Annotated in this window: 11 protein-coding genes; 6 read left to right on the top strand and 5 right to left on the bottom strand. The window is 48.4% G+C overall.

The features are described 5' to 3' along the window. The first annotated feature begins 156 nt into the window (after positions 1-156). Positions 157-369, top strand: a complete 213-nt coding sequence (locus QT974_RS21725) for an Hfq-related RNA-binding protein (protein WP_333470496.1) — start codon at positions 157-159, stop codon at positions 367-369. A 37-nt stretch (positions 370-406) separates the two neighbouring features. Further along, complete coding sequence (locus QT974_RS21720) at positions 407-571, top strand: hypothetical protein (protein WP_333470495.1); 165 nt, start codon at positions 407-409, stop codon at positions 569-571. Positions 572-776: 205 nt separating this feature from the next. Here the strand turns inward: QT974_RS21720 and QT974_RS21715 are convergent, their stop codons facing one another. Next, positions 777-3,092 (bottom strand): cation:proton antiporter, encoded by a 2,316-nt coding sequence (locus tag QT974_RS21715; protein WP_333470494.1) that lies wholly within the window; start codon positions 3,090-3,092, stop codon positions 777-779. Between the two features lie 754 nt (positions 3,093-3,846). Then, positions 3,847-4,959, bottom strand: coding sequence for a formylglycine-generating enzyme family protein (locus QT974_RS21710; protein WP_333470493.1), 1,113 nt, complete (start codon positions 4,957-4,959; stop codon positions 3,847-3,849). 241 nt (positions 4,960-5,200) lie between these two features. On the opposite strand from QT974_RS21710, the gene QT974_RS21705 reads away from it, so the two are divergent. Next, a complete protein-coding gene (locus QT974_RS21705) occupies positions 5,201-6,136 on the top strand; it encodes a M23 family metallopeptidase (RefSeq protein ID WP_333470492.1) in 936 nt (311 codons plus the stop codon). Between the two features lie 212 nt (positions 6,137-6,348). Next, on the top strand, positions 6,349-6,885 hold the full coding sequence (locus tag QT974_RS21700) for a late competence development ComFB family protein (RefSeq protein ID WP_333470491.1): 537 nt from the start codon (positions 6,349-6,351) through the stop codon (positions 6,883-6,885). Positions 6,886-7,064: 179 nt separating this feature from the next. On the opposite strand, the gene psb29 is transcribed toward QT974_RS21700, so the two are convergent. Next, a complete protein-coding gene (gene psb29, locus QT974_RS21695) occupies positions 7,065-7,778 on the bottom strand; it encodes a photosystem II biogenesis protein Psp29 (RefSeq protein WP_333470490.1) in 714 nt (237 codons plus the stop codon). A 343-nt stretch (positions 7,779-8,121) separates the two neighbouring features. On the opposite strand from psb29, the gene QT974_RS21690 reads away from it, so the two are divergent. After that, complete coding sequence (locus QT974_RS21690) at positions 8,122-8,757, top strand: chromophore lyase CpcT/CpeT (protein ID WP_333470489.1); 636 nt, start codon at positions 8,122-8,124, stop codon at positions 8,755-8,757. 193 nt (positions 8,758-8,950) lie between these two features. On the opposite strand, the gene QT974_RS21685 is transcribed toward QT974_RS21690, so the two are convergent. Continuing rightward, a complete protein-coding gene (locus tag QT974_RS21685) occupies positions 8,951-9,313 on the bottom strand; it encodes an STAS domain-containing protein (RefSeq protein WP_106149243.1) in 363 nt (120 codons plus the stop codon). A 60-nt stretch (positions 9,314-9,373) separates the two neighbouring features. Further along, the gene (gene hemF / locus QT974_RS21680; RefSeq protein WP_333470488.1) at positions 9,374-10,417 is read right to left on the bottom strand and encodes an oxygen-dependent coproporphyrinogen oxidase; all 1,044 of its coding nucleotides are present in this window, start codon (positions 10,415-10,417) and stop codon (positions 9,374-9,376) included. A gap of 189 nt (positions 10,418-10,606) precedes the next feature. Between hemF and QT974_RS21675 the strand changes: the two genes are divergently transcribed. Further along, positions 10,607-11,677, top strand: a complete 1,071-nt coding sequence (locus QT974_RS21675; RefSeq protein WP_333470487.1) for an Mrp/NBP35 family ATP-binding protein — start codon at positions 10,607-10,609, stop codon at positions 11,675-11,677. Positions 11,678-11,839: the final 162 nt, after the last annotated feature.

The following is an 11,839-nucleotide window of genomic DNA, read 5'->3' as shown; positions in this document are numbered from 1 at the left end:
TGACAGTTGACAGTTGACAGTTGACAGTTGACAGTTGACAGTTGACAGTTGACAGCAAAAAATGACCAATGACTAATGACTACTGACCAATGACTAATGACTACTGACCAATGACTAATGACTAATAACCAATGACCAATTTACCCATTTCCCACTATGTCAGAATTTGAGACCGGATTGCCCAGCATTCGCCTAATACAAAGCTACATCAAAGACAAAGAACAGGTAGAAATCAAACTCATGACCGGCGACTTGCTAGGCGGCAGAATTTTTTGGCAGGATCATAGCTGCATTTGCCTCCTCGATGCCTCAGAAAAACAAATTCTGATTTCGCGATCGGCAATTGCCTATATCAAACCCAACGCCTGAGGAGAGGGGGAAGAGGGGAAAATAGGGAGATGGGGAGATGGGCGCTTCGGCTTCGCGATCGGGTAAAGATGGGGAGATGGAGAGGCCAGGAAAATCTTTCCTGTTCCCTCGGACTTCCATCCGTTACATCCGTTACATCCCCTACACGGCTGTCCCCGACGAACTTCCCTCTTCCGTCTTCCCTCTTCCGTCTTCCCTCTGACTAATAACGTTCGTTCGGGGGGACTGCAAAACATGACGGCGGACGGCCGACTGCGGACTAATAACCTTCGATCGCGGGGACAGCAAAACATGACTAATGACTGATGACTAATGACTAATGACTAATGACAACTGTCAACTGTCAACTGACAACTGACAACTGACAACTGACAACTGTCAACAGTCAACTGTCAACTGTCAACTGACTAATCGCTAAATAGCTTTTCGCTGACTTGGGCGGTGACAAAAGGCAGCTTTAAGGCAGGTTGCCGCACCGGAGGCGAGGCCGTCCGCTGCATCAAGCCGAGCTCGTAGAAGCCGCCGCACAGCAGCAAACGATCGCCAGAAAGCAAATCAGTAGTTCCATCCGGCCAGCGAGTAAACTTCCCTTCCCGGCGGATCGCCCGCACCTGCACCCCATACTGAGCCAGCAAATCTACCTCTGACAGTTTTTGACCCACCCAAAGGCTGTTTGCTGGCAGCCTCAGCCACTGACAAGAAGTGTCGCCCTGCGGGACAGCAACTTCGCCCTTGGCCAGCAACTCAAAACTGATCAATTCTTCCGGTTCTCCCACTACCAAAAGTCGATCGCCCGACTCCAAAGCAGCCTTCCCGTTAGGATAATCAATTTCCTCGCCATCTTCACGGACGATCGCCATCACGCTGACGCCTGTCAACTGCCGCAAGTTAGTTTCTTCCAGAGTCATCCCAGCGATGGGAGAACCCGAAGGTAAGTTGTACCAATCGCTGTTAAGGTCTCGAACCGCTACTTTCAAATCTCGCGAAATAGCCAGAGGTTCCCGCGCCGGCCGCAATTCCAGATAGCGGCTGCTGCGAATTTGCTGAACTTCCCGCCCAATCGCCATGGCCGAGACACCCATGCCCGCCAGCAAGTGGGCAGAAAGTTCTAAACTAGCCTCAAACTCGGGCTGCACAACTTCCCAGGCCCCGAGTTGGTAAAGCAGTTCGATATCTTTATCTTTGTTGGCGCGCACCACAATATCCAAATCCGGGACTAATTCTAAAGCCCGCTTCAGACACAAACGAGTGCTCATCGGATCGGGAAGAGTAATCGCCATTGATGCGGCGCGTTCTACCCCGGCGGCTTCCAAGACGTGCAAGCTGGCAGCATTGCCGTAAATGTAAGGAATTCCTGACACTCTGCATTCTTGAATTCTGCTTTCCGACTCGTCGATTACGACAATTGAACAGTTGCGGCTTTGCAGCATTTTGACTAAATTTCTACCAACTCGCCCGTAGCCACAAATCACAACATGATTTTGTTCTGGCAAAGTTTCAGCTATTTCGACAGGTTGAGATGTTTCATCAAAATAGCGCTGAATCGGCCCGAAATTTTCTGCCCACTTGAATAACTGCGGCACGCTTCTCAATACAAACGGCGTCAGCACCAGGGTGACTGCTGTCGTTCCTAAAATCAATAGGTAAACGTCTCGCGAAACCAGTCCCATAGCTTGACCGGAACTAGCGAGTACAAAGGAGAATTCTCCGATTTGAGCTAAACCCAAACCTGTGATTAATGCTGTTTTTAGCGGATAGCCAAATAGTCGGACGATCGGCGTTATAATCAAGAATTTCCCGACAAATACTAGAAATACCAGTCCCAGAATTAACTCTAGATGGTTCCAGAGAAATACCGGGTCGATTAACATTCCGATGGTGACAAAAAATAAGGATGCAAAAATATCTCGCAAAGGCTCGACATAAGTTAGAGTTTGGTCGGCATATTCCACCTCGGAAATCATTAAACCCGCCACAAATGCGCCCATCTCGATCGAGAAACCCAAATATTCTGTCAGCAGCGCAATGCTTAAAGCCAAAACCACAACTCCCAGCAAGAACAGTTCCCGGCTTTCTGTTTTCGCCAAGTAGCGCAGCAACTGCGGGACGATCCAAATGCCCGCGACTACAGCACCAGCAGCAAATAAGCCGATCCGCAGCAATGCCCAGGCTACCGTCATGCCGATCGCCTCTGCGGGCTGGTTGAGGGCCGGCAAAACTGCTAGCATTAGCCCCAAGGCCAAATCTTGAACGACCAAGATTCCCAGCATGACTTGTCCGTGGGAAGTACCGCCTTCATTGCGTTCCATCAAGCATTTGAGTACCACTGCTGTCGAGGAAAGCGACAGGATCGCCCCTAAAAACACCCCTTGGGCAGGGGATTGTACCCAGCCTACACCCAAAGAAATTGCAGTAGTAATGGCGATCGTCAGCACAATTTGCAAGCCCCCCCCGCCCAGACTAATTGCTTTAACTCGATTTAGTTCGGCGAAGGAAAACTCTACTCCCAAAGCAAACAACAGAAAAGCAACGCCAAATTCAGCCAGAGTATCTACCTGAATTAATTCTTTAATCAATCCCAAACCGGCCGGCCCAACTACGATCCCTCCCAGGAGATAGCCGAGAATTACCGGCTGTCGCAACAGCGATGCAAAGAGTCCTCCTGCTGCGGCAGCAGCGAGAACTAGAACTAAGTCAACAATCAGTCGGAAGTCTTCTTGCACAACTTTATGAAAAAAGTGTAAAGTTATATTATAGTCTCTAATGTGTTGACTGTGTTTAATGTATTGACTATGGTTGAAAAGCAAAGTGCAACAGCCGCCAATATGTTGTAATTAAGCTGGGCACTACAATTAGCAAAAACAGATGGATTTTGTTTGGTGCCGCAAATTTAGGATATGCAGGCTTATTAATATTTTATGCTGGAAATAGTCTAGAAATAGATCGCACGAGCAGTTTTGGAGTTTTGATGGCGTTATTAATCATCGGTTCGGCATCGCTCGACCTTAACGACTCTCCCAAATTCTCCAAAATTTTAACATACTTGGGAGATGCCTCCTACTCAATATTTTTACTCCAAAAGCCGACCGTATCCGCAATTACAAAAGTGCTGCAAAACGCGAATTTAGGAAAATATCTTGATTCTTTTTTGCCCCAGCTCTCGTATTATTGATAACTGTAGTTGTCTGCTGCTTGTTCTACTCTTTAATCGAAAAACCGCTGACAGTTTATCTGCGGAAAAATATAGTTGAAAAAATTAATTTTTCCAAAGCGCCAGCCAGCTAATTATCTGAGGCGTCGCTGTGAGATGTTCATCTTCTTTTTCGTCTGTGAGTTAGAAGTTTTTGTAGGGTGCGTCGCTGTGAAATTTTTGATGTAATTTACAGATGTGAGATGGATCCGCACCTGAGTGACTCTCGCGGTGCGTCGCTGCTCGAAAAGTCGATTTTATTTGTAGATTGTTCATAGCGACGCACCCTACCAATTAGCTACCGCCACGCGAAAACCCCCGCTCCTCCACCAGTCGTCCGGCAAGCTGCAGGCACGCCTGGCACTGCGGCAATAGACCGCATTGGAGTTCGAGGAACCACCACGCCACACTCGGTTATGATCCGTTCCAATTTCCCAAGAACTTCCGTCAGTCGGTGCAGGATTGTAATTAACAGGCCACTTATCGTTGCTATAATTATCGTGCCACTTATCGCTGCACGCTTCCGAAACATTCCCGTGCATATCGTATAAACCAAACGAATTCGGCCCAAAACTCCCCACATCGGTTGTTTGCTGGCGGCAAAGTCCCTGCGACACACCACCGTAAGGATCATTGCCATTATAATTAACTAAATCCTGCGTAATCGTGTCACCAAAATAGAAAGGCGTTGACGTTCGGGCGCAACAAGCATATTCCCATTCCGCTTCCGAAGGTAAACGATAAGTCTTGCCTGTTTTTTGAGAAAGTTTCTGGCAGAATTGTACAGCAGCATCCCAACTTACTTGTTCCACAGGACGTTTCGCACCTTGGAAATTAGAAGGATTATTTCCCATCACCGTTTCCCACTGTGCTTGAGTAATCGGATATTTGCCCAGATAAAAAGGTGGGACGGTTACTTGATGCACTGGTTGTTCCGAACTACTTTCAGATGAACCCATCTGGAACGTGCCGCCGGGAATATAAACCATTTCCAGTACAATTCCATTACCTAAGTCTTCAGGGAAGAAGCTAGCAAATGACTTAGTGCGGCTGTTTTCTATGCCATGCGAATCGACTGTGATGACATCAAATTCAAATGTGGGTAAATAGTCTTGGAACTGTAGCTGTATCTTTAAGTCCTGCCTATCTTTCAGCAGTGAATAGGCAGCAGATTGTACTGACATCGACTCATCCCGCAATGCTCCAATTATCAAATCTAATCCTGCATCTCCGTATTTCAGCGCTTGAGACAGTGCAGCGATTCTGACTTCGATCGCAGGCGAGGCCAATCGGCTTTTTACGCCGGCAATTCCTCCAAGTACCGCCGCACCGACAGGAATTAAATTTTGACCGCCTTTGACGGCATCATATTCTCCGGGTTGATTTTGCTCATTTGGCATGGCATTTTGATCTTTCTATGATTAACCACTGTCGCATTTACTTAATAAATATGCTAAATATTCAAAACTTATACAATTACGCTACAGATAAGCAAAATCGCGCGTTGGGTTTGGCGCTTTTACAGGCTACATTTACGGACTTGGCGCAAGTCCTAACATTGCGTTATCCTTTGCGGTGAGAGCGTGCTAAAGTTAAGGGCTTTGTGTAACATTAGCGAGATCGGAATTTAGGATATCCGTGATGACGAATGTAAATCAAGGCAACTGCCGACAAAGTGCAAAAATAATTGTGAATTCTATTTTCCGGTGGGGAGGGTTGAAGGCAAAGCAGCTAACGGTGAGCTTGAGTGGGGGAATTGTTGCGGGCCTTCTGAGTGCGGTATCTGCCGCGCCAGCTTTGCAGGTGCAGGTGACGCCCGCAAATCCAGAACTGGGAGATACGCTGTCGGTAATCATTCAGGTAGACAGCGGCAGCCCGACTCCAACGGTTTCGGTAGAGCAAAAAAATTACCCTGCTTTTCCGATCGGCAATAGTCGCTTTCGGGTGCTGTTACCGACAACTCCGCTAGACAAAGCCGGTGCTCGCCTTCTGCAAGTCGCCGGTGACGGACAAGTGCAAAATTTGAGCGTGCAAGTTCGATCGCGCAATTTCCCCACTCAATCTATCACCCTGCCACCTGGAAAAGACAGTGAAGGTACGGATGCCGAATTCGATCGCGTAGACGCTTTTAAAGCACTCGTAACACCCCAAAAGTTTTGGAACGGCCCATTATTGCGCCCCAACTCTGGCGAAATCACCACGATTTACGGGGTGCGACGGTACTATAATGGGGTATTTGCCAATGACTACTACCACCGCGGCGTTGATTACGCCGGTGCTTACGGTTCCCCTGTCGTTGCACCAGCCGCGGGTCGGGTGTCTCTGGTGGGACGCGAATCCCAAGGCTTTAAAATCCACGGAAATGTCGTCGGTATCGATCACGGTCAAGGAGTAGCAAGTATTTTGATGCACCTGAGCCGGATTGATGTCAAGGAAGGCGATTTCGTGAAAGCGGGTCAAGTAATTGGTGCTTTGGGGTCAACGGGAGCTTCTACAGGCCCTCACCTGCACTGGGGACTCTACGTGCACGGGCAGTCTGTCGATCCGGTACCTTGGAGGCTTCAGGGATTTGAGTAGGACTTTTTACCGATTTTGACGAATTTAACAGTCAATTATGGGGTAAGTTTGTGGCTGGGGTGTGTAGATAACTGTTCTGGGTTATCACTATTGGGTTATGATTTGTAGAAAAATTCTCAACTCAAGCCTCAAAACTCGAATCTCAAGACGCCAGCAATTGCGTCTTTACAAAACAAAACTGTATTAATGATGCCGTTGAGCGGGAAGCATATATGAGTATTGAAAAAATTGTTGAACAGGCTTTGCAAGATGGCTATTTAACGCCGTCTATGGAAGCTGAGGTGGGACGAATCTGCAATACGGCTTCGGAATTGTCGATCGAAGAGTACATGGCTCTCGATCGCCTGATGGGAGCTTTGTTGACCGGGGAAGTTGTGGTTCTGCCGCGCAAACAGTTCATCAATGTGATGGAAGAGTTGGTGCTGAGCGATGCGATCGCTAGGGTGGCTGAAATTGAGGCCACCAGCGACCTTAGTCTGGATGTGGGAGATATTGCAGCTTATGCTTTAAATAGGTTGCCGCCTCTGTACGCTACTACGGAAGAGGGAGCTCACTTTCAAAGGGCTAGGGCTAAAGAGCAACTTCACGATTTGATTTCCAAAGAAGTTAACTCGGCGATCGCCCGCAACTTGGACAGGCCCGACACCCCAAACCCCACAGCTTTGGGCAAGTCTTCTGGAAACGAAGTTCTTTCACAGCTAAGCACTTGGCTGCAAGCTAACGCCACTAATTTTGAGCCGCAGCCCTAGTACCGCCACTAACCGCTCACTTGGCAAGTTAAATAACTCCCGCTTTTTTGAGAAAGCGGGATTTCTACTTGTTGAGCCACCAACATTTATCTGAAGGCATTCGTCAAGAACCAAATATTTAAATTTAAGAGTTTATTTATCTTATAGAATAAATAAACTCTTGCTTCTGGCTGCAAAGATTAATTGCTGGTGTCAGAAGATTCGGCAGTCGGGCTGGCGGTAACTTTTGTGTCTCGCTTTTCGCGTTTTTTGCGTTCGGCTTGGATGACATCTTGAAGCACTATTCGCGCTTGAGCCATTTTTTCCAAATTGCTGCGGTACAAATCTAAATCTTTGCTAACTTTGTCTTCAGGTAGGTGCAAGGCAGCGCTGACTTTGGCGATCGCGTCGTTGCGAGTTTCTTGGTTTTTCACCATTTCAGGGTCAGCTTTTTCTAACAGCGAGAACAAACCGATCGCGAATAAGCGACTGTACTTAAATTGAGTGTTGCTGGCGATCGCCTCTAAAGATGCTTGCAAATCTCCTGTATCTTCAAAGCTGGTGGAGCGAGCGATCCACGAGAGCAACTCGGCGCCTGAAAGGCGATCGGCCAAGCTTTCCAAGCGGTGAGCATCATGTTTGTAGCGATCGGGATTGTCTTCTAGGGACTTGCACAAAGCGTTAAAAATCGAAAGTCTGTCTGCTTCTGGGGCGTACCCGAGCATGAATCGATCGAAAGCCGTCACCACGCCCAAAGCATAAATCGGGTCGTATTGAAAATCTACATTCGCCCAAAGCAAGTGCATTTCTACCATCAACTCTTCCACCACTCGACGGTAAATTGAGTTAATCGGTCGAGTGTGAATCGTATAGAAACTTCGCTTAGTATCTGAAACAGTACGGTTATTGTTCACCTGAGTTTTATAGATAAATAATTTTGTCGCAGCGGGCGGGCCGAGCGGCATGAGTAAAGTCGGGGAATCGATTGGCGATCGAGCTGGCAAAATTTGCCAGTTTTTTTTTCAAAGTGCAGCAGCCGGGAAGACAGGCAAAATTTTATTAAAAAGATTTTGCGGGCGATCGGCAGCAACAATTAATCTGTCGCACTACCAGGGCAAAAGCCAAGTATCTTTACAATCATAGCTCTTCTGGGATCGCCCAGAAATCTAATCTTTTAACTTGTCCTGCCCAGCTCTGGCAACAGATATCACAATAAGTTGTTGCTGTCAAGCTAAAACTCTCAAAAATCAAACGAACATGACAATTTCTCCTGAATTAAGAGCTTTAGCCCAATACATGGCGGGCGAATTTGACAACCGAGAACAAGCGCTAGCAGATCCGGCGTGGTACGTCCACCTGCGTTTTTGGCAAAGACCCCTGCCCGTGCCTCTATTTTCAGAACCGAGTATTGCCCTGTTTGCCGAACAAGCCAATATTCTAGAATTAGATCGGCCTTACCGTCCCCGCATCGTGCAACTGAGACACGTGAATAAAGCGCCGGAACTCATAGAAGCTCAGTATTATATGTTCAAGGATATCGCAGCCGTCAAAGGAGCCGGTCGCAACCCCGACTTGCTCTTAAAGCTAACGAGCGAGCAAATCCAACTCCTCCCAGGCTGCACCCTCTCGGTTGCGGTGCAAAATTTAGGCTCCAACCGCTATCGATTTCGGGCATCTCTGCCGGAGGGTTCTCGTTGTGGATTTACCTACGACGGGCAAAATTACCAAGTAGACTTGGGATTTGAAGCCGCAGACGAGGAATTTCTCAGCTACGACAAAGGAATCAGCCCCACGACAGGCAAGGCTATCTGGGGGGCTTTAATGGGGCCTTTTAGATTTGTGAAGCGTCAGGATTTTGCTTCTGAGATATTGGCCAATACGCTTGGGATCTGATCGGACGGCGGTTGAAACCGCGTAAGCGTCAAACTTTCGTCCGCCGGACGGCGACTAAAGACGAAGAGCGCGTAATTTTCACCGCCTTTGTCTTTAACCTGCGGAGGCAGGTGAGTGTTTGTGTAGACGCGATTTCAATCGCGGGCGTCTTCTTAAATTGCCCTTACACCGAAATCGATGTCAGCAAGAGCAATCAACTGGCGCGCGGTACCCCCTCTAGAGCTTCTTCTTCTGTTTCAAAGATTTCAAAGACAGAATCCATCATGGTGACTTCAAACACCAGTTTGGCTTCTGGATGAACATTGCAAATGCGGAAACTGCCCTTAACTTTATCCGCATCGCGCATACCGGCTACCAACGAGGTCAGGCCAGAACTATCGATAAAGTTTACCTGACCAAGATTCACGACGACATGACGGCTGAGTTTGGAAATACACTCTTGCAACTTGAGGCGGAATTGCCAAGCTGTCGTGATATCCAACCGTCCTGTCGGTGCTAAGACGATAACTGTTGTACCGTCAGATAGCGTGTGGGTTTTTTGATCAATATGAATCACTGACCCTTCCCTCAAATTTATTACTATTTATCGCGGTGGTTACTTTCCCAGTAGTTTAACTCAGGTCGGTGACTGCTGAGGCATCCAATTCGCCCAATCTTGCGGTTTTAAGAACTTTGAGTAGAGTTCGGCTTCTGGAGAGTTGGGTTCTGGCTCGAAACAATACTCCCAGCGTACCAGAGGTGGCAGGGACATGAGAATCGATTCGGTGCGTCCGTTGGTCTGCAAGCCAAAGGTCGTGCCCCGATCGTACACTAAGTTAAATTCAACGTACCGGCCGCGGCGGTAAAGTTGGAAATCGCGCTCGCGATCGCCGTATGCTTTCGATCGGTGTTTTTCGACAATTGGGGTGTAAGCCGGCAAAAATGCGCGGCCGCAATCCTGTATGAAGGCAAACAGCGACTCCCAGCTTCTGGGTTCCGGGTTTCCGACCTTTTTGCTGTACTCAGCAGCTTTCCCTTTGACATTTTGGTCGCGGTAAAGCGGGCCTTGAGCGTTTTGGTAGTCAAAAAACAGGCCGCCGATACCGCGAGTTTCTTGGCGGTGGGGCAGGTAGAAATATTCGTCGCACCAGAGTTTAAATGTCTGGTAATAGTCCGAGTGGTGTTTGTCGCAAGCTGATTTCAGAGTTTTGTGAAAATGAGCTGCATCCTCATCCAACAGGTAATAAGGAGTCAAATCGACACCGCCCCCAAACCACCAAATCGGGCCCGCCTCAAAATAACGGTAATTCAGGTGAACCGTAGGTAAGTAGGGATTGCGGGGGTGCAGCACCATGGAAGTACCAGTGGCGTAGAAATCGTGACCGGCAGCTTCTGGGTGCTTGGCCAGAATCAAAGCAGGCAAACTTTCGCCCCAAACTTGGGAAAAATTGACTCCGCCTTGTTCAAACACATTGCCTTCGCGCATAACGCGAGAACGTCCGCCCCCGCCTTCGGAGCGTTCCCAAGAGTCCTCTTTAAATTTGCCGCCGCCATCAACCTGTTCGAGGGCTTGACAAATTTCGTCTTGTAGGCTTTTCATAAATTGGCTGACTCTAGCTCTAGAGTCAGCGGGTGGCAAAAATGGGGAAGTTGCGGTTTTAAGTGTTGTAGAAACTGTCATAAAATTTCTGTTGTCAGATTTGAGTTTTAGATGGGCGATGATTCCCAAATCCAGTAGTCCTGTAATTATGCCACCGCAGGTCTGCAAATGATCGCAATGAAGATACATTAAAAAATAGCAACAAAAATATACTTAAACCTGCGATGGCAAATTATTTGACCCAATTGCAGAGCTATCGTGGAGAACACAATGCCCAGTACACTCGATATTAGTTCAGTCTTAGAAATCCTGCGACCTGTGCAAGACCCCGAACTGCAAAAAAGTTTGGTGGAATTGAACATGATTCGTAACATCAAAATTGACGGCGGAGTCGTCAGTTTTACTTTAGTGCTGACAACGCCTGCTTGCCCGCTGCGAGAATTTATTGTCGAAGATTGCCAAAAAGCAGTCAAACAGTTGCCAGGAGTGGAAAAAGTGACTGTGGAGGTGACAGCCGAGACTCCCCAGCAGAAGGGAGTAGTCGATCGCCAAGGCATTGAAGGCGTTAAAAATATCATCGCCATTTCCAGCGGCAAAGGCGGCGTCGGCAAAAGCACGGTAGCCGTGAATGTGGCTGTAGCCCTAGCGCAAACCGGCGCCAAGGTGGGTTTGCTAGATGCGGATATCTATGGGCCCAACGACCCAAATATGTTGGGATTGGGAGACGCGAAAGTAATGGTTAGGGATGGAAAAAGCGGAGAAAGCCTTGAACCCGCTTTCAACTACGGCGTCAAATTAGTGTCGATGGCGTTTTTAATTGAGAAAGACCAGCCTGTAATTTGGCGCGGCCCGATGTTGAACGGGATCATCCGCCAGTTCCTGTATCAAGTGAATTGGGGCGATTTAGATTATCTGATTGTGGATATGCCTCCGGGTACTGGAGACGCGCAGTTGACGATGGCGCAAGCAGTGCCGATGGCTGGTGTGGTGATTGTGACGACGCCGCAGACGGTGGCTTTGCTGGACTCCCGCAAGGGGTTAAAAATGTTCCAGCAGTTGGGAGTCTCGGTGTTGGGAATTGTGGAAAACATGAGCTATTTTGTGCCCCCGGATATGCCGGACAAGCAATATGATATTTTCGGTTCCGGCGGCGGCGAAAGGACGGCTGCTGAGTTGGGAGTGCCGCTGTTAGGCCGCATTCCGCTGGAAATTCCGTTGCGCGAAGGTGGCGATTCGGGCGTGCCAATTGTGGTGGGACAACCGGGTTCTGCTTCGGCGAGGGAGTTGCGGGCGATCGCGGGCCGGATTGCTGGTAAAGTTTCCGTAGCAGCCCTAGCCTAAATTACATTGGAATTAACATTACCCGAAATCAGGAGACGGTAGTGCCCATTAGTGTCAACAACCAGGTCAAACGTAGTCAGAGACTATTGTTCGACTATTAAGGCCAGATCCCCCCTAACCCCCCTTAAGAAGGGGGGGATAAGAGTCCGATCAAAGTCCCCC

Source organism: Microcoleus sp. BM001215392 (assembly GCF_036700185.1).
Lineage (GTDB): Bacteria > Cyanobacteriota > Cyanobacteriia > Cyanobacteriales > Microcoleaceae > Microcoleus.
Note: the sequence above shows the minus strand (reverse complement) of the source record. Positions and strands in the feature narration are given on the sequence as shown.